Genomic DNA, 18,423 nt, shown 5'->3' on the forward strand with positions numbered 1-18,423 from the left:
TCAGAGTTCGCAGAACGAGAGAGGACGGCGGCTCGGTGCTGGCCAGGAACGGCGGCCGGAAACCGTCGGCTCGCGGTTGCGGGGGGTAAGGGCCAAGCAGAAGCTGTAGTAAGCGGTTGCTGGGAAGGTAGGCGACGGCTTGCCGCATAGCAAGAGGTGTGCCGGAATTTGTTTACGCCGGACTGTCTGTGGCGTGAGGCGCGAGGGCGTGTGCGACGGGCCGCACAGACGAGGTATCGGTGCAGGTCAGCTGGATGCAGCGGATGGGCGGCGGATGCTGGGCAGGTGGGCCGAGGGCTCCCGCCCGACCATCGCAGAAGAGGGGAAACCGTTTACGTAACGACGCAGCAGAGCATTACCCGCGTCGGCGCCGGGCCGGCGGCTGCACGGAGTTGCGTACGACGACGTGCGTGCCCAGCACCAGGTGCTCGCCGTCCCCGCTCCTGCGGCGGACCGCACCGCCCTCGCGCCGGTCGGCCACCGCGCGCAGCGCGACCCGGCCCATCTCCTCGTACGGCACGTGCACCGTGGTGAGTTGCGGGGTGAGCTGGGAGGCGAGCGGAATGTCGTCGTAGCCCACGATCGAGACGTCCTCGGGCACCCGCAGGCCCGCCGCGCGCAGGGCCTGCATGGCGCCCGCGGCGACCACGTCGGTCCCGGCCAGGACGGCGGTGAAGTCCGGCGCCTCCCGCAGGGCCGCCTCGACGGCCTCGTAGCCGTGCTCGTAGTCGTACGGCCCGTGCCGCACCATGCCCGGGTCGAACGGCACCCCGTACGCCTCGAAGGCCCGCCGTGCTCCTCTCAACCGGCCCTGGGCCGTGCTGAGTTCGGCGTGTCCGGGCAGGACGAGGACGCGCCGGTGGCCGGCCGACAGCAGATGGCTGGCCATCGCGTAGGCGCCGCCCTCGTTGTCGTAGTCGACCGTCGTCGCCGGGACGTCGCCTTCCAGCGGCGGTCTGCCGACCAGGACGAGATGCGAGCCGGCCGCGTCCAGGGAGCGGGCGAAACGCGCCATGCGCAACTGGTACTCGTCGTAGTCGTAAGCGCCGCCGAGCAGCACCACGGCGGCGACGCCCTGCTGGCGCATGAGGTTGACCAGCGCCAGTTCACGTTCGGGGTCGTCGCCCGTGGTGCCGACCAGGGAGAGCCAGCCGCGCAGCGTGGCCGCGCCCTCGACTCCCTTGGCGACGTGGGCGAACGCGGCGCCGGTGATGTTGTTGATCAGGATCGCGACCGTCGGCGTGCCGCCGCCGGCCAGGGAGCGGGCGTGGGCGTTGGTGACGTAGTCCAGGTCGCGGACCACCTTCATCACCTTGCGGCGCAGCTCCTCCGAGACCGGGTAGTTGCCGGACAGCACCCGCGAGACGCTGGCCACGGAGACGCCCGCGCGCTCGGCCACGTCGCGGATGGTCGCCCGGCCGGCGTCGGGGGACGCCTTGCGCTGACTCACCGTTGCGGCTCCTTCGACGTAGTGGCCCGATCCCGGCGGCGGCCGGGGCCCCGCCCCGCACCGGTGCGGAAACCGTATCCCATCGTTACTCCGGGCTGGAGGGCTTGTGGACGGCGGGGATCAGGCGACCCGGGCGAGGTCGGCGTGCCGCACCTCATGGACCGGCGGCGCGCCCGCGACCAGGCGTTCCAGCTCGTCGGCGACGATGGCGCCGAGCCGTTCCAGCTCGTTGCCGAGGGATCCGGCGATGTGCGGGGTGAGGAAGACGTTGGGCAGCTGGTACAGCGGGGAACCGGCGGGCAGCGGCTCGGGTTCGGTGACGTCGAGGACCGCGCTGAGCCGGCCGGAGACCAGCTCGTCGGTGAGCGCGTCGTGGTCGACCAGGGCGCCGCGGGCGGTGTTGATGAGCACGCCGCCGTCCCGGATGAGGGCCAGCCGGTCGCGGTCGAGCATGTGGTGGGTCTCGGGGATGTCGGGGGCGTGCAGGCTGACGATGTCGCTGTGTCTGAGCAGATCCTCCAGCGAGAGCAGCTCGGTGCCCAGGGCGGCGGCCTCGGCGGGGCTCACGTAGGGGTCGTGCAGCAGGACGGTGAGGTCGAACGGCCGCAGCAGCTCCAGCAGCCGTCGGCCCACGCGGGAGGCGCCGATGATTCCGACGCGGCGGCCGAGGTTGCCGGTGCCGGCGGTCTCGCCCGGGGTGGGGTAGGTGTGGCCGCGGCGGTAGCGCTCGCGGTGGTCGAAGGTGTCCTTGCCGGAGAGCAGGATCATCGCGAGCGTGAACTCCGCGACCGGCACGGCGTTGCCGGTCACCGCGCTGGAGACGGTGACGCCGCGCTCCCACAGCGCCTCCCCGACCAGCGAGCGGACGGAGCCCGCGGCGTGCAGGACGGCGTTCAGCTTGGGGGCGGCGGCGAGCACGCCGGCGTCGAGGTGCGGGCAGCCCCAGCCGGTGATCAGGAACTCGGCCGTGGCGAGGGCGTCGGCCGCGGCCGGATCGGCGAAGTCCCGTACGACGACCGCGGGATCGATGTCGGCCGTACGCCGCAACCGCGCCATGAGCGGCGGAGGGAAGAGCAGCGGAAGGTGCACCGGGTCCATCGCGAACACGGCCCGCGGCAGCTGGGGGCTGGGCATGACTCTCCTGGGACAGAGGCGGGAACAGTGGACGGAAACATTTTCAGAAAGCGTCTTCTACCGTAGATCCGGCGGGAAGCGGCGGTCAATCGACGCGCCGCCTCCGGCATGCGGCCGGCTCCGGTCGAGGTCGAACTGGCCGGAATCCCACGTCGTGGCAGGAGGCGCACGGCTGGATGCGGTGGTGCGGGGAGGTCGGCAGGGCGGCTCGGCCCTGGAGTCCTGGTCGGGGGCGCAGTCCGGGTCCCACCCGGCGGGCGGAAATCGATTACTGCGCTGCCGGTGGATGGGGCAGGGGGGCGGGTCCGGCCGCGCCGGAGCCCCTGCCTTCTGGCAGGCACGTCGGCAACCGGTTGCCAAATGATAGCCCCATGTCTCCCCGGTAACCCCGCGATGACAGCGGCCGACCTGTGGTGTCTCACCTCGTTCATGGGGGCGTAAACCCCTACGTTCCGGCTGGTTCGGCCATGACACAGACGCTACCTCGACTTTTCGAAAGTTGGTCAGGACTCTTGACGCGCCCAGCTGACCGGAAGAAGCTCTGCCCCACACACAACAACCGGTTGCCGAGCGACCGGACGGGTCGATGTGCCGACCCTTGACCGGCATGTCGAACAGCAAGAGCAGGAGGTGGTGCGTTCATGCACCCACGTGCTGGTGCTTCCTTGAGCCGCCGCCGATTTCTCTCCCTGTCGGCGGCCGGTGCCGCGGGCGGCGCGGCGGCCCTGAGCGGCTGCGCGATGCAGGTGTCGAGCGGGGTCAGCGGCTCGGGGGAGACCGTCACGCTGATGGTCAAGCCCGACGACATCTCCCCGGACCTGATCAAGCAGGCCCAGAAGGACATCGGCGTCAAGATCGTCACGGTGAAGTACGACATCACCAAGCTCATCGCGATGATGACCACCGGCAACCCGCCCGACCTCGTGCGGGGCGTCGGTGCCGTGGACGCGCCGTACTTCGCGGCCCGCGAGGTGATGGAGGAGCTCGACCCGTATTTCGCCAGGAGCCACGTGCTCCGGGCCGATGACCTGGACCCGGTCAACGACCTGTGGCGCTACGACGGCCGCACCCAGGGCAAGGGCCCGCGCTACGGCATGGCGAAGGACTTCTCCCAGGACTCCATGTACTGGTACAACACCGCCCTCTTCGACAAGGCCGGTGTCGACTACCCGCCGGAGACCGAACCGGTCACCTACGAGGAGTGGCTGGAGAAGGCCAAGCGGCTCACACAGCGCCGGAACGGCCAGACGACCGTCTTCGGCGGCAGTTACAACGGCGTCCTGACGCCCAATCTCCTGGCGAGCCTGACGGTGGCCGCCGGCGGCAGCCTCTTCACCGACGACTTCACCCGGGTCGACTTCACCACCCCCGAGGCCCGCAAGGCGCTGGGCTGGTACATCGACTACTGTCGCGCCCGGGTCGGGCCGAGTCTCGTCCAGCCCGACCCCAACACCTGGGACGGCCCGACCTACCAGGCGAACCGGATGGCCATGTCGAACTGCGGCTACTGGCTCGGCGGCCTGATCAATGCCGACAAGAAGCTCGCGCCGGTCTCCCGGCTGGCCCCGGCCCCCGTCTTCGAGGGCGGCGGGCGGGTCAGCCCCTGCCAGGCCGGCACCGGGCTGTGGATGCCGAAGAAGGCGCGGAACAAGGACGCCGCCTGGCGGGTCTTCGAGTGGTTCTTCGGCGAGGCTCCGGCCAAGGCGCGCGCTTCCAGCGGCTGGGGCATCCCCACCCTCAAGTCCCTTCGGCCGCTGATGCCCGCCCAGGAGGACTACCAAAAGCGCGTGCTGGAGGTGCAGAACGCCGAGCTGAAGCACTTCTCGGTGATCGCCTTCACCCCGTACGCCACCGGCGACTCGCTCTACGCCCTCTTCAATCAGGTCGCCCCGGCCGCGATGAACGGCCGGATGTCCGTCGACACCCTCGCGGGACGCCTGAACGCGGTCATGAACGAGCAGCTCAAGCGTGGTAAGGAGCAGGTGGGATGACGGTCGAGCAGATCCCCTCCGTCGCGGAACCGCCCGGTGCGGCACGGAGCGCCGTCCCGGTGCGGGCCGCCGGCCGGCCGGGCCCGTCCATGACCGCGCGCAGGCACCGCGCGTTCTATCTGTTCACCTCGCCCTGGATCATCGGTTTTCTGCTGCTGACGATCGTGCCGATGGCGTACGCGCTGTGGCTGAGCTTCACCACGTTCGACGGGATTTCGCCCAACTGGCGTTACGTCGGCGTCGACAACTACAGCGAGCTGTTCTCCGACGGGCAGACCTGGGACGCGCTGGGCCGCACGGGCCTGTTCGCGCTGACCTCGGTACCGCTGTCGATCATCGCCGGACTCGGGCTCGCCGTCCTGGTCAACCGGCCGCTGAAGGCGCGCGGACTGTTCCGCACCCTGCTGTACCTCCCGGCCGTGGTACCGCCGGTGGGCGCGGGCATCGCGTTCAAGCAGCTCTTCGACCAGAACTCCGGTGCCGCCAACGGCGTCCTGAACATCTTCGGCATCGACGCCCTCGGCTGGCTCAACGACCCCTACGCCCGCTACGTGCTGCTGATGACGGTGCTGTGGGGCGCCGGAAACATCATGATCATCTCACTGGCCGGGCTCCAGGACGTCCCCCGCGAACTCCACGAGGCGGCCCGCATCGACGGCGCGAGCGCATGGCGCACCTTCCGCAGCATCACCGTGCCGCTGCTGTCGCCGGTGCTGCTCTTCCAGACCGTGACCGGGATGATCGCCTCGGTGCAGACCATCATGCCGTTGCTGCTGTCCCCGGACGGCACCACGGCGGGCGTCACCGCGATCGCGCACTCCAACTACATGTACATGATGCACGTGTTCGCCGAGTACTTCGCGCTCGGCCGCTACGGCTACGCCTCCGCACTGCTGTGGGTGCTCTTCGTCCTGATCCTCATCGCGACCGGACTCATCTTCAGGTTCACGTCCGGTGTGGTGTTCTACAACGTCGACCCGGAGGCGAAGAAGTGACCGCCACCAGTCTGTCTCCCAAGGACCCGGTGCGTGTGCGGGTGCGCGTCAACCGCCTCGTGCTCTACACGGTGCTGGTCGCTCTCACCGGGCTCTTCCTCGGCCCCTTCGGATGGCTGATCCTCTCCGGCCTGAAGACCCCGGCCGAGCTGGCCGCCTCGCCCGTGCACTGGCTGCCGGACACCTTCCAGTGGCACAACTTCGCCGACGCCTTCCACCTCATCGACTTCCTCGGCTACGCCCGCAACTCCCTGATCATCGCCCTGATCTACGCCACCCTCGTCACCCTGAGCTCCGCCTGGGTCGGGTTCGGGTTCGCCCGCCTCGACGCGCCCGGCAAGAAGACGCTGTTCGGCATCCTGCTCGGTTCGATGATGCTGCCTCAGATGATCACGCTGCTGCCGACCTACCTGATCTTCGCCAAGCTCGGCATGGTCGACACGTACTGGCCGTGGGTGCTGTGGGGCCTGTCCGCCGCGCCGTATCTCGTCTTCCTGTTCCGGCAGTTCTTCGCCGGGCTGCCCCGCGAGCTGGAGGAGGCCGCGATCGTCGACGGCTGTGGGTACGCCGGCATCTTCTGGCGGATCTTCCTGCCGCAGTCCTGGCCGGTGCTGTCCGCGAGTTTCATCATCGCCTTCACCTGGACCTGGGGCGACTACATCGCCCCGCAGCTGCTGCTGTCCACCGACCGCTCGACGCTCTCCGTCGCCGTGATGTCCACCTACGTCAGCCCGGCCGGCACGCCGGTCGCGAACCTCCAGGCCGCGGCCTCCGTGATGTACGTCGTCCCGATCCTGCTGATCTTCCTCGTCGCCCAGCGCGGCTTCGTGGCCGGAATGTCCACCTCCGGCCTCAAGTGACCTTCTCCACTTCCCCTGTCCCGAAGGAATCACCATGAACGACATCCAGGGCACCGGCCTGTCCCGGCGCACCGTCATCCAGGCCGCCGGCGCCGCCGCGGCGGCCTACACCCTGATCGGCACCGCGGCGGGCACGGCCGCGGCGGCGGACGACAGACCGGAGACCACCGACCGGCTGGTCATCCACCCCGTCCCCGGCGCGATGCCCATCAACACGAGCTACGTCGTCAAGGCCCGGGTTCCCGGCGGCCAGTGGAAGCCGGTGCCCGTCCTGCGCGTCGGCACGAAGACCATCAACGAGAAGACCGGCGCCGGCATCATCCGGCAGACCTCCGTCGCCAGCCTCGACTTCACCGGCACGGTCGAGGTCCAGGTCACGTCCTCCAAGGGCGCCATCGGCTCCGCTCGGATCCGTCCGCTGTCGTACGACATCGAGCACGAGGTGAGCGGCGACACCGTCACCTTCAGCCTCAGCGAGCCGCGCAACCTCTCCGTCGAGATCGACGGCGACCTCTACAACAACCTGCAGCTGCACGCCAACCCTATCGAGAAGATGCGGCCCGAGGCGGACGACCCCGACGTCATCTACTTCGGCCCGGGCATCCACACCGTCCCGAACAACCTGCTCCAGGTGCCCAGCGGGAAGACCGTCTACCTGGCCGGCGGTGCCGTGCTGAAGGCGCAGGTGTCGTTCAACAAGGTGGAGAACGCCCGGCTGATCGGCCGCGGCATCATCGCCGAGACCGACGGCGGCACCACCGTGGCGTTCTCGAAGAACATCGAGATCGACGGCGTCCTCGTGATGAACCTCAAGACCGGTTACTCCTGCACCATCGGCCAGTCGAAGCAGGTCACCGTACGCAACCTGCACTCCTACAGCAGCGGCCAGTGGGGCGACGGCATCGACGTGTTCAGCAGCGAGGACGTCCTGATCGAGGGCGTGTGGATGCGCAACAGCGACGACTGCATCGCCATCTACGCCCACCGCTGGGACTACTACGGCGACTGCCGCAACGTCACCGTCCGCGACTCCACCCTGTGGGCCGACGTCGCGCACCCGGTGAACATGGGCACCCACGGCAACCCCGAGAAGCCCGAGGTCATCGAGAACATCGTCTTCAGCAACATCGACGTCCTCCAGCACCGCGAACCTCAGGTCCTCTACCAGGGCTGCTTCGCGCTCAACCCGGGTGACAGCAACCTCATCCGCAACCTCCGCATCCAGGACGTCCGGGTCGAGGACTTCACCTGGGGCCAGCTGATCAACATGCGCGTCATGGCCAACCGCTACAACTCCGCGCCCGGCCGCGGCATCCAGGACGTGTACGTGCGCAACCTCACCTACGACGGCACGCACGCCAGTACCGCCATCCTGACCGGCTACGACGCCAACCGCCCGATCAGCGACGTCACCTTCCAGAACCTGGCCGTCAACGGCACGGTCGTGCACGACAAGATGCGCAAGCCCGGCTGGTACCTGACCACCGACATGGTGCCGATGTTCGCCAACGAGCACGTCAAAAACCTGCGGTTCCTCGACGCGGCCACGGCGGCCTCCTCGGTGGCCCCCCAGATCACCAGCGCCGGCGAGGCGACGGCCACCGGCCGACAGGTCTTCAACCATCTCGTCACCGCGACCGCGCTGCCGACCTCGTTCGCCGCCGAGGGGCTGCCGAAGGGCCTGGAGGTCGACACCAGGACGGGCCTGATCTCCGGCGTCCCGCAGGTCCCCGGCACCTACACGGTCACCGTCTCCGCCACCAACAGCGTGGGCACGGCGACGAAGACCCTCACGCTCACCGTGCAGCACCCATAAGAGGAGTCCCCCCGTGCTTCCCCTCAGCCGACGCTCGTTCCTCGGCGCGGCGGGGCTCACGGTCGCGGCCGGAGGCGGTCTGCTCGCCGCCTCTGCCGCGCCCGCCTGGGCCCGCTTCTCCGCGGAGGAGTTCGCCTTTACACACCCCGGGCTGCTGCACAGCGCCGCCGACCTCGCCCGTATGAAGGCGGCGGTCGCGAACAAGCGGCCGCCCGTGTACGACGGTTACCTGGCGCTCGCGGCCCACCCGCGCTCGCAGTCGACGTACGCCGTGCAGAACACCGGGCAGATCACCTCCTGGGGCCGTGGCCCCACCAACTTCCAGAACCAGGCCGTCGCCGACTCGGCCGCCGCCTACCAGAACGCCCTCATGTGGTGCGTCACCGGCAACCGCGCCCACGCCGACAAGGCCCGGGACATCCTCGACGCCTGGTCGGCGTCCCTCACCGCGGTCACCGGCGCCGACGGGCCGCTGGGCGCCGGGCTCCAGGCGTTCAAGTTCGTCAACGCCGCCGAACTGCTGCGGCACACCGGGTACGACGGCTGGCCGGTGTCGGACATCGCCCGCTGCGAGGAGTCCTTCCTGCGCGTGTGGTATCCGGCCGTGTCCGGCTACATGCTGTACGCCAACGGCAACTGGGACCTGACGGCCGTGCAGACCATCCTCGCCATCGGCGTGTTCTGCGAGGAGCGCACCCTGTTCGAGGACGCGCTGCGGTTCGCCGCCGCCGGGGCGGGCAACGGCAGCGTCAGGAACCGCATCGTCACCGACGCCGGCCAGGGCCAGGAGTCGGGCCGCGACCAGGGCCACGAACAGCTCGCGGTCGGCCTGCTCGCCGACGCCGCCCAGGTCGCCTGGAACCAGGGCGTCGACCTGTGGGGCTTCGACGACAACAGGCTGCTGAAGAACGCCGAGTACGCCGCCCGCTACAACCTCGGCGGGGACGTGCCCTTCGTCCCCGACCTGGACCGCACCGGAAAGTACGTCAAGAAAACGGTTTCAGCGGTGGCCCGCGGAAACCTGCCGCCGATCTACGAGATGGTGTACGCCCACTACGCCGGGGTCCGCGGCCTCGACGCCCCGTACACCAAGGCCGCCGTCTTCCGCGGCACCGGCGGCGCACGCGTCGTCGAGGGCAGCAACGACGACCTGCCCAGCTGGGGCACCCTCACCTACGCCGGCACGTCGGCCCCTGCGCGGACCGCGCCCACGGCCCCGGCCGGTGTGACGGCGGTGGGCGTGGACAGGTCCGTCACGGTGAGCTGGCTGCCGTCCGCGTGGGCCGACAGCTACACCGTCCTGCGGGCCACCGCCCCCGACGGCCCGTACGAGAAGATCGCCGACGGTGTCGCCCACCCCTCCTACACCGACCGCGACGCACGCGGGGGCCGCACCTCCTACTACACCGTCACCGCCACCAACTCCCTCGGCACCAGCGACGCCTCGGCATGGGCGGCGGCCACCGCCGGGCTCCCCGAGCCCTGGCAGACCCGGGACATCGGAGACGTGAAGATCCCCGGCGCGGCCGTCTTCGACGGGGAACGGTTCGTACTGGAGGCCTCCGGCACCGACGGCACCCACCGCCTGGCGTACCTGCCGCTGCCCGGCGACGGCACGATCACCGCGCGCATCGTGTGGCCGCTCAGCTCCCAGTACTCCAAGATCGGCGTCACCCTGCGCGCCGGGCTGGACCCGGACGCGGCGCACGCCTCCATGCTGATCCAGGGGCTGCCGCTGCACACCTGGAGCGGTGTGTGGACCGTGCGTCCGAAGGCCGGAGCCGCGGTCTCGGCCACCGGCAGCACGCCCGTGCCGCCCACCCAGCAGCAGGCCATCACGACGAGCGCCGCCTTCCCGATCTCCAGCCTCGGCGCACTGCCCGAGTCGGCGACCCCGCTAAAGGCGCCGTACGTCGAGGGAGCGGGCGACGGCTACCGGCTGCGGGCGCCGTACTGGGTGCGGGTGACCCGCCGCGGCGACCGGTGCACGGGCGCCGTCTCGGCCGACGGCATCCGATGGACGGAGGTCGGCACGACCGAGATCGACTCTCTGGGGCACCTCGCCTACGCGGGCCTCACCCTCACTTCCTGCCTCGGCGTCGACGAGGACTACGCCGAGACCGGCACCGGCGCCTTCGACAACGTCGGCGTCACCTCCCGGACCGCCGGCGAGGTCTGGTCCGTGCCGCGCCCCGACCGCACCGCCACCGACCTGCGGGCCACCGCCGGCGCCGACGCGGTCGAACTGGCCTGGACCGACCCGGACCTCGCGGCCCGCTACACGGTGCTGCGCGCCACCGACCCCGACGGCGCCTACGAGACGATCGCCACCGGCGTCGGCCCCGTCGGCTTCGGCACCCGCCTCCGGTACGCCGACGCCACCGGCACGCCCGGCACGACGTACCACTACGCCGTCGCCAGGACGAACCGCGGCGGACGCGGCCCGCGCTCCACGCCCGCGGCGGCGGCGATGCCGACGCCGTCCCGGCCCGAACTCACCTCCGCCCCCGCCGCGTTCGCCAACCGGGGCGTCCCCTTCCGGCATCTGCTGCGGGCCTCCCACGAGCCGGTCCGCTTCACCGCCGACGGCCTGCCCCGCGGGCTGCGCGTCGACCGGCGCACCGGCCTGATCTCCGGAACGCCCACCGAGACCGGCAAGTTCACCGTCACCACCGGCGCGGGCAACGCCGCCGGCGACACCACCGGCACCCTCACCCTCACGGTCGGCACCCCGCCGCCCGAGCCCTGGTCGTACGGCGACCTCGGCGACGTCGTCCTCGACGACCGCGCCTACGGCACCTTCGGCGTGGTCGCCGTCCGCACCCCCGGCAGCACCTCCCACGAGGACGGGACCTTCGTGGTGCGGGGCGCCGGCACCGACCTCACCGTCAACAACCAGGGCATGACCGGCCAGTTCGTACGACGGCCCGTCACCGGCGACTGCGAGATCACCGCACGGCTGGTCTCCCGCACCGGCGCCCCGAACGACCGGGTCGGCCTGCTCATGGCCAAGTCCCTGTCGCCGTTCGACCAGGCGGCCGGGACGATCGTCAGCGGCGGCACCAGCGCGCAGCTCATGCTGCGCACGACCGTCGCCGGACGGTCCACCTTCACGGGCAACGCGGCGGTCACCGCGCCCTGCCTGCTGCGACTGAGGCGCACCGGAACGAACTTCACCGCCTCCGTCTCCGCCGATGACGGCGTCAGCTGGACCCCCCTCGCCGAGGGAGCGATCCCCGGCTTCGGCGACGCCCCCTACTACGTGGGCCTGGTGGTCTGCTCCCGCAACCCCCTGGCCCGCAGCACCACCGAGTTCGACGAGGTGAGCATCACCCCCACGTAATCCTCCATGGATCGGAGATGCACCGTATGAGCCGCACGTCCCCCCACACGCACCTCCCGACACCCGAGGTGAGCCGCCGCGGTCTGCTGAAGACCGCCGGCGGCCTCACCGCCGCCCTCGCCCTGGGCGCGTCCGCCACCGCGGCGGACGCCGCCCCGGCGACCTTCACCCACCCCGGCATGCTGCACAACTGGGGTGACCTGAACCGGGCCAAGGTCAGGGTCGCCGCGGGCGACGACCCCTGGCTGTCCGGCTGGAACCGGCTGACCGCCAACGCCCGCTCGCAGTCCACCTGGACGCCCCGGCCGCAGGCCACCGTCTACCGCGGATCGGGCTACCCCGAGAACTACCAGATCCTCTACAACGACATCGCCGCCGCCTACCAGAACGCCCTGCGCTGGTGGGTCGCCGGGACCGCCGCCCACGGGGACTGCGCCGTGCGCATCCTCAACGCCTGGGCGAACACGCTCACGTCCATCCAGGGCAACGCCGACCGGTTCCTGGCCGCCGGGATCTACGGCTGGCAGTTCGCCAACGCTGCCGAACTCATGCGCGGCTACGCCGGGTTCGACCTGAACAGGTTCAAGCAGATGATGCTGAACGTGTTCTACCCGCTCAACAACAGCTTCCTGACCAACCACAACGACGCGTGCATCACCAACTACTGGGCGAACTGGGACCTGTGCAACATGGCCTCCGTCATGGCCATCGGGATCCTGTGCGACGACGGCGCCAAGTACGACCAGGCCGTGAACTATTTCAAGAGCGGCGGCGGCAACGGCTCCATCCGGCGCGCGGTGCCGTTCCTGTACCCGAACGTCGAGGGCTACGACCTCGGACAGTGGCAGGAGTCCGGCCGCGACCAGGGCCACACCATCATGGGCATGGGCCAGATGGGCGCGGTCTGCGAGATGGCCTGGAACCAGGGCGACGACCTGTACTCCTACGACGGCCGCCGCTTCATGAAGGCGGCCCAGTACGTCGCCAAGTACAACCTGGGCATGAACGTGCCGTACACCACCTACACCTGGGGCAGCGGCCAGAACTGCTCCCAGCAGTCGCAGACGGTCATCGGCTCCGGCAGCCGCGGCCAGGTCCGCCCCGTGTGGGCGATGCTCCACTACCACTACAACCGGCGCCTGTACCTCGACGACAAGTACATCGCCCAGATGTGCTTCTCGGTCGCCCCCGAGGGCGGAGGAGGTGACTACGGCTCCACCAGCGGCGGCTACGACCAGCTGGGCTTCGGCACGCTGATGTACGCCAAATAGCCGCTGCGCCGCGCTCGTGAGCGGAATACCGGCGAGCGATGTGGTGCTCTGGTGTTACCGGTGCACGAGCGCGGCGAAGGGCTGGTGGGCGATGACGGCGGACCAGACGGACCCGGCGGACGGCAACCGGACGAACCGGGTGGGCGGCGGCCGTAGGGACCCCGTGGTCAGGACGCCGCACGGGGCCGTGCGCGGCAGGTACGAGCACGGGATCGCGGTGTTCCGGGGCATCCCGTACGCGGCGCCGCCGTTCGGCCCCCGCCGCTTCAGGCCGCCCGTGCCGCCCGAGCCCTGGGACGGCGTGCGCGACGCGGGCGCCTTCGGGCCGACGGCGCCGAAACCGCCGTACTCGGAGGCGTTCGCCCAGTACCTGTCCGATCCGGTCGTCCCCGGTGACGACTGCCTCAACCTGAACGTGTGGACCCCGCAGCCGGACCCCGCGGCCCGCCTGCCGGTCCTGGTCTGGCTGCACGGCGGCGCCCTGACCAGGGGCTCCTCGGCCGTGCCGGTGTACGACGGACGTGCCTTCGCCCGCGACGGCGTGGTCTGCGTGTCCGTCAACTACCGGCTGGGCGTGGAGGGCTACGGACTGTTCCCGGACGCCCCCGCCAACCCCGGACTGCGCGACCAGATCGCCGCCCTGACCTGGGTGCACCAGGCGATCGAGGCCTTCGGCGGCGACCCGGACCGCATCACCCTCGCGGGCCAGTCCGCCGGCGCCATCAGCATCGGCGCCCTGCTCGCCGCGCCGCAGGCCCAGGGGCTGGTCCGGCGGGCGGTGCTGCAGAGCGGGCCGCCCGAGGCGAGTGACCGGGGCAAGGTACGGCGTATGGTGCGCCGCATGGCGGCCCGGCTGAAGGTTCCCGCCACCGCCGAGGCCTTCGCCGCCGTCGACCGCGACCTGCTGCTGCGCACCCAGGCCGAGGTGGGCAGGCTGAGCAGCCCGGTGCTCGGCGGGCCCGCCTTCGGCGTCGTCGTCGACGGCGACGTCGTCCCGCGCGATCCGCTGGAGGCGCTCACCGAAGGGGGCGCGGCCCGCGGCGTCGGACTGCTGACGGGCTGGACCCGCGACGAGTACCGGCTGTGGCTGGTGCCTGGTGGGCTGCTGGAGCGCGTCGACCGGCTGGGCGGGCTGGTCCTGGCGGGCGCCATGGCCCGCTGCCACTGCGCCAGCGAGGTCCCGCGCGGCTACCGCGCCCTGCACCCCGAGGCGGGCACCGCCGAACTCGTCGGCCAGATGGTCACCGACCACCTGCTCAGAAGACCCCTGCACCGCCTGGCCGACGCCCGCACGGAGGCGTCGTACGTGTACGAGTTCGCCTGGCCCTCGAACCTGCCGGGCCTCGGCGCCTGCCACGCCCTGGAGCTCGGCTTCGTCTTCGACACGGACGACGTCCCCGAGGCCCGCAAGCTCGCCGGGGAGGGCGCCCCACGGGAACTCGCCGACGCCCTGCACGGCGCCTGGGTGCGGTTCGCGGCGGACGGCGACCCGGGCTGGCAGCGCTGGGACGCCACGCACCCGGTCCGGATCTTCGGCGACGGGGGCCCGGACACGGTGCGCGATCCGTACACCGCCTACGGCCCCCGGGACGCCGAGCTGGCCCTGTGGACCGCCGGCGCCGCCCCCGGCGCGACCGACGTCCCGCCTGAGGGACCCACACCGGCATCGGACCAGGCCGGCGGTTCGCCCGCACCCCGTACGGCACCGCGGTCAGCGGTACGGCGGCTCCGGCGCTCCGGCGCGCTCCGTCGGCACTGACCACCGTCACCCCGCCAGCAGCTCCGGCTCCTCCCGCACGGCCAGGGGTCCCGTGCGGCAGCGTCAGGTGGTCGCAGCGGACGCCGGGCCGCTGGTCCACGCCGTCCAGCAGTACACGAGCGGCCCGCGTTCGATGACCACGCAGCCGCGCACGGCGTCCACACGCGGGTCGGGCCGGGGCAGCCGGGCGGGCATCTCCAGGTCCAGGGGCAAGGCCCGGCCGGGAGTCCGGCGGCGCAGCAGCGGCCGGACGGGGACGGGACCCCGGCCCGGTGCGACCCCGTCCCTGATAGCGTTCAGTCAAGCGCCGAACGCGCGACGGCCCGTGAGTGACAAGGGAGTTGATGAATATGGCCCGCCCCGCCTGTCGTCAGCATGCCCGGAACCGGGCCGTGTGAAGGTGTCGCGGCCCGGTCGTCCTCATCGACCAGGAGCGTCCCATGTCTTCATCCTTCTCCTCGGTTTTCCCCTCGGCCGCCGCCGTTCTGAGCACTGAACGGCTGCTGCTGCGGCCGTGGCCCACCGCCGAGATCACCGCGGTTCTCGCCGGGGCGAGGCTCACCCACTGGGCGCACGACTTCCCCGCCGAGGGGGATCACGTCATCGCCGGATACCTCGACGAGCATCCGCAAGCCCTCAGCACCCACGGCCAGCGACAGATCGTCGAGCGGTCGAGCGGCCAAGTGGTCGGCTCCATCGGCCTGTTCTGGCCGCCGGTCGACGGTGCCGTGGAATTCGGGTACGGCGTCGTGGCGTCCCGCAGGGGCCGCGGCTACGCCACGGAGGCCGCCCGCGCCGTCGTGGCCTTCGCCCTGACCGCGCCCGGCGTGCACACGGTGCGGGCCGAGGTCGAACTGTCGAACCCGGCCTCGGTCCGCGTCCTGGAGAAAACCGGACTGCGGCGCCGGGGCGGCGACGCGTCGACGGCGCGGTACGCGACCTCCGGTCCGGACAGGCGTCAGGAGTGAGCCGCAGCGAGTGAGGTGCACCTCCCGACGGCCCGGCGGCGGCAGCGCGACACGCCGCCGCAGGGCCCGCCGGGATGCCGGGTCACTTCGCTCGGCTCCTCAGCAGACGCCCCTGCCGGAACCGTTGTCCCTCGCGCGGGTCCCGCAGCACGCGGCCGACCTCGGTGAATGCGGCCGCGCGGGCCGGTCGGCGAGGCCGTCGGTGGGTCACCGGTAGGCCGCCGTCACCTTGTGGTCGAACGCCGAGACCGGCCCGCCCTCCGGCTCGAAGAAGGCGGGCAGAAAACGGCCCCAGCGCAGCGGCAGGCCCGAGGGGAGGACGCCCACGGGAGCGCGGCGCCTGATCAGCCGTCAGCTCGGGGCCGGGCCGACCGAGTCCCGCACCACCACGTGCGTGCCGAGCAGGAGGTGCTCGTCGGGGGCGTCCGGGGCGCGTTCCAGGGCGGTGCGGACGGCGAGGCGGCCGAGTTCCTCGTAGGGGACGTGGACCGTCGTCAGGGCGGGGTGCAGGTCGCGGGCGAAGGGGATGTCGTCGTACCCGGCGAGGGAGACGTCGCCCGGCACGGTCAGGCCCGCCTCGTGCAGGGCGGTGAGCGCGCCCGCGGCGACCATGTCGGTGGCGGCCACCACCGCCGTGAACTCCAGCCCCCGCTTCAGGGCCTGCTGCATCAGGCGGTGGCCCGAGTCGCGCGTGAAGTCGCCGTGCAGCAGCAGCTCCGGGTCGGGTTCCAGGCCGCGGGCCCGGTGCGCGGCCAGGTAGCCGCGTGCACGGCCCTGGGCCGTGGTGTGGTCGGGCCTGCCGCCGAGGAAGAGCACACGCCGGTGGCCCTGCGACAGGACGTGGGCGACGAGGGTGTAGGCGCCGCCCTCGTTGTCGTACTCGATGACCGTCACCGGGGCGCCGGGGCCCAGCGGCGGCCGGCCGCACAGGACGAGACGCGATCCGGCCGACGCCAGCGAGTCGGCCATGCGGCGGGTGCGTTCCCGGTACTCCGCGGTGTCGGCGGTGCCGCCGACGAGGATGACGGCGGCGGCCCGCTGGGCCCGCATCATCTCCACGAACTCCAGCTCGTGCCCGACGTCGCCCTCCGTGCCGCACACCAGGCACAGATGGCCGAGCCGGGTCGCCTCCCGCTCGACGCCGTACGCCATGTGCGCGAAGGACGGGCCGGTGATGTCCTCCAGCACGAACGCCAGCGTGGGCGTGCCGACGCCCGCGACGGCCTTCGCGCGCGCGTCGGCGACGTAGTCCAGGTCGCGCACCGCCCGCATCACGCGCGCCCGTGTGGCCGCGCTCACCGGATACACCCCGCCGAGCACCCGCGACACCGTCGACGCGGACACCCCCGCGCGGGCCGCCACGTCCCGGATCGTGCTGCGGCTCGCGTCCCCGCTCTTCCTCGTCATGCCTTCCTCGTCTCTCCCGGGCGCCGGGCCCTGGTCGGCCCGCCTGCCCGCCCCCTCGGGAACTGCGGCAACATGATGGCAACCGGTTCCCGGAACGGAGGCTAGCAGCGGGGGCGGGGCCGGGACGAGAGGTGGGAGGCAGATGCCGGGCGGAGGGCCGGAGGGAGATGACGGGCCGCGGTGGCGCCGACCGCCCGTCTCAGATGCCGAGCGTCCGGTTGAGCTCGTCCGGGGACTTCACGCTCCGCACGGCCTCCCGGGCAGGCTCGATCAGGGCCCTTCCGGCCCCCGTCAGGGCGCCTTACGCCCGATGCGAGGGAACAGCTCGGAGCCGAGATCACGCTTCCGTGCCCGCACCGAAGCGCGGTCACAGCTCACTGAGGCACTCTGTGGCTGGCTGAGGCGCTCACAGCCGTCGTGCGGCCCGAGGCAGAACAGGCACTCAGGCTGCCAGCGTCCTCGCGATCCTGGAGATCGCCTCCGGTCCCACCCGGCAGCACCCCCCGATCAACCGCGCCCCGGACTCCCGCCAGCCCTTCACCTGCTCGGTGGTGAAGGTGGCGCGGCCGTCCCAGGCGCGGGCCCGGGCGTCCCAGGACTCGCCGCTGTTGGGGTAGACGACGACGGGCTTCCCGGTGACACGGGCCGCGATCGCGATCGCGGCGTCTACGTCCCGCGGGGCGCAGCAGTTGACGCCGACGGCGATCACCTCGTCCGCGTCGGCGGCCAGGGCGAAGGCGTCCTCCAGCGGCTGACCGGCGCGCGTACGGCGGCCGTCGACGGTGTACGACAGCCAGGCCGGGACGCCGAGTCCGCGCACCGCCCGGAGCAGCGCCGCCGCCTCGTCGGCGTCGGGCACGGTCTCCAGGGCGAGGACGTCGGGGCGGGCGGCGGCCAGCACCTCCACGCGGGGCCGGTGGAAGCGCTCCAGTTCCTCGACCGTCAGCCCGTAGCGGCCCCGGTACTCGGCGCCGTCCGCGAGCATCGCCCCGTACGGGCCGACCGAGGCCGCCACCCACAAGGGCCGCGACGCCCGGGTCCGCCGGGCCGCCTCGCGCGCCGACTCCACGCTCAGCGCGAGCAGTTCGGCCGCACGGGCACGGCTGATGCCGCGCTTGGCGAAGCCCTCGAAGGTGGCCTGGTAGCTGGCGGTGATCGCCACGTCCGCGCCGGCCTCGAAGTAGGCGAGGTGCGCCTCGGTGACCGCCTCCGGCCGTTCGGCGAGCAGCCGCGCCGACCACAGCTCGTCGCTCAGGTCGTGCCCGGCCGACTCGAGCTGGTTCGACATGCCGCCGTCGAGAACGACCGTCCCGGTGGCGAGGGCTTCGGCGAGGGTGAGCGTGCTGGTCATGGTGTCGACGGTAGTCGAGGCGGCGCGGGGCGCCCCACCTCGTCGCGTCGCCCTGCGCCCCTCGGCCGTGAAGCGGTA

General features: G+C 71.7%; 13 protein-coding genes. 8 read left to right on the top strand and 5 right to left on the bottom strand.

Annotated features, from left to right (window positions below; translation table 11 throughout):
- Positions 1-355 precede the first annotated feature (355 nt).
- On the bottom strand, positions 356-1,450 hold the full coding sequence (locus ACFPZJ_RS14350; protein ID WP_381021168.1) for a LacI family DNA-binding transcriptional regulator: 1,095 nt from the start codon (positions 1,448-1,450) through the stop codon (positions 356-358).
- Between the two features lie 120 nt (positions 1,451-1,570).
- Positions 1,571-2,584, bottom strand: coding sequence for a hydroxyacid dehydrogenase (locus ACFPZJ_RS14355; RefSeq protein WP_381021170.1), 1,014 nt, complete (start codon positions 2,582-2,584; stop codon positions 1,571-1,573).
- A 641-nt stretch (positions 2,585-3,225) separates the two neighbouring features.
- Between ACFPZJ_RS14355 and ACFPZJ_RS14360 the strand changes: the two genes are divergently transcribed.
- The 7 genes from ACFPZJ_RS14360 to ACFPZJ_RS14390 all read left to right on the top strand — a co-directional run bounded on the left by ACFPZJ_RS14360 (position 3,226) and on the right by ACFPZJ_RS14390 (position 14,619).
- Entirely contained in the window at positions 3,226-4,575 is a 1,350-nt protein-coding gene (locus ACFPZJ_RS14360) for an extracellular solute-binding protein (RefSeq protein ID WP_381021172.1), read from the top strand.
- Positions 4,572-5,570 (top strand): carbohydrate ABC transporter permease, encoded by a 999-nt coding sequence (locus tag ACFPZJ_RS14365; protein ID WP_381021173.1) that lies wholly within the window; start codon positions 4,572-4,574, stop codon positions 5,568-5,570. Before ACFPZJ_RS14360 ends, ACFPZJ_RS14365 begins: the two co-directional genes overlap by 4 nt.
- Positions 5,567-6,430: a carbohydrate ABC transporter permease gene (locus ACFPZJ_RS14370; RefSeq protein WP_381021174.1), complete on the top strand. Its 864-nt coding sequence runs from the start codon at positions 5,567-5,569 to the stop codon at positions 6,428-6,430. The genes ACFPZJ_RS14365 and ACFPZJ_RS14370 overlap by 4 nt, the downstream gene beginning before the upstream one ends.
- Before the next feature lie 34 nt (positions 6,431-6,464).
- On the top strand, positions 6,465-8,246 hold the full coding sequence (locus ACFPZJ_RS14375) for a putative Ig domain-containing protein (RefSeq protein WP_381021175.1): 1,782 nt from the start codon (positions 6,465-6,467) through the stop codon (positions 8,244-8,246).
- Positions 8,247-8,259: 13 nt separating this feature from the next.
- On the top strand, positions 8,260-11,589 hold the full coding sequence (locus ACFPZJ_RS14380; RefSeq protein WP_381021176.1) for an alginate lyase family protein: 3,330 nt from the start codon (positions 8,260-8,262) through the stop codon (positions 11,587-11,589).
- A gap of 26 nt (positions 11,590-11,615) precedes the next feature.
- Entirely contained in the window at positions 11,616-12,860 is a 1,245-nt protein-coding gene (locus ACFPZJ_RS14385; protein ID WP_381021178.1) for an alginate lyase family protein, read from the top strand.
- A gap of 91 nt (positions 12,861-12,951) precedes the next feature.
- The gene (locus ACFPZJ_RS14390; protein WP_381021318.1) at positions 12,952-14,619 is read left to right on the top strand and encodes a carboxylesterase/lipase family protein; all 1,668 of its coding nucleotides are present in this window, start codon (positions 12,952-12,954) and stop codon (positions 14,617-14,619) included.
- Positions 14,620-14,682: 63 nt separating this feature from the next.
- Here the strand turns inward: ACFPZJ_RS14390 and ACFPZJ_RS14395 are convergent, their stop codons facing one another.
- Positions 14,683-14,832 (bottom strand): hypothetical protein, encoded by a 150-nt coding sequence (locus ACFPZJ_RS14395; protein ID WP_381021180.1) that lies wholly within the window; start codon positions 14,830-14,832, stop codon positions 14,683-14,685.
- 227 nt (positions 14,833-15,059) lie between these two features.
- Between ACFPZJ_RS14395 and ACFPZJ_RS14400 the strand changes: the two genes are divergently transcribed.
- Positions 15,060-15,587: a GNAT family N-acetyltransferase gene (locus ACFPZJ_RS14400; protein WP_381021182.1), complete on the top strand. Its 528-nt coding sequence runs from the start codon at positions 15,060-15,062 to the stop codon at positions 15,585-15,587.
- A gap of 351 nt (positions 15,588-15,938) precedes the next feature.
- On the opposite strand, the gene ACFPZJ_RS14405 is transcribed toward ACFPZJ_RS14400, so the two are convergent.
- Together ACFPZJ_RS14405 and mmuM are read right to left on the bottom strand one after the other, a co-directional pair.
- Positions 15,939-16,994, bottom strand: a complete 1,056-nt coding sequence (locus ACFPZJ_RS14405; RefSeq protein ID WP_381021184.1) for a LacI family DNA-binding transcriptional regulator — start codon at positions 16,992-16,994, stop codon at positions 15,939-15,941.
- A gap of 442 nt (positions 16,995-17,436) precedes the next feature.
- Positions 17,437-18,345, bottom strand: a complete 909-nt coding sequence (gene mmuM / locus ACFPZJ_RS14410; RefSeq protein ID WP_381021185.1) for a homocysteine S-methyltransferase — start codon at positions 18,343-18,345, stop codon at positions 17,437-17,439.
- Between the last annotated feature and the right edge of the window lie 78 nt (positions 18,346-18,423).

The organism is Streptomyces bullii, from assembly GCF_042657145.1.
GTDB classification, from domain to species: Bacteria; Actinomycetota; Actinomycetes; order Streptomycetales; family Streptomycetaceae; genus Streptomyces; species Streptomyces bullii.

Coding starts and splice junctions, on each gene's coding strand:
- ACFPZJ_RS14355 (WP_381021170.1), bottom strand. CDS start 2,584: ATGCCCAGCCCCCAGCTGCCGCGGGCCGTGTTCGCGATGGACCCGGTG.
- ACFPZJ_RS14360 (WP_381021172.1), top strand. CDS start 3,226: ATGCACCCACGTGCTGGTGCTTCCTTGAGCCGCCGCCGATTTCTCTCC.
- ACFPZJ_RS14365 (WP_381021173.1), top strand. CDS start 4,572: ATGACGGTCGAGCAGATCCCCTCCGTCGCGGAACCGCCCGGTGCGGCA.
- ACFPZJ_RS14375 (WP_381021175.1), top strand. CDS start 6,465: ATGAACGACATCCAGGGCACCGGCCTGTCCCGGCGCACCGTCATCCAG.
- ACFPZJ_RS14385 (WP_381021178.1), top strand. CDS start 11,616: ATGAGCCGCACGTCCCCCCACACGCACCTCCCGACACCCGAGGTGAGC.
- ACFPZJ_RS14390 (WP_381021318.1), top strand. CDS start 12,952: ATGACGGCGGACCAGACGGACCCGGCGGACGGCAACCGGACGAACCGG.
- ACFPZJ_RS14400 (WP_381021182.1), top strand. CDS start 15,060: ATGTCTTCATCCTTCTCCTCGGTTTTCCCCTCGGCCGCCGCCGTTCTG.
- ACFPZJ_RS14405 (WP_381021184.1), bottom strand. CDS start 16,994: ATGACGAGGAAGAGCGGGGACGCGAGCCGCAGCACGATCCGGGACGTG.
- mmuM (WP_381021185.1), bottom strand. CDS start 18,345: ATGACCAGCACGCTCACCCTCGCCGAAGCCCTCGCCACCGGGACGGTC.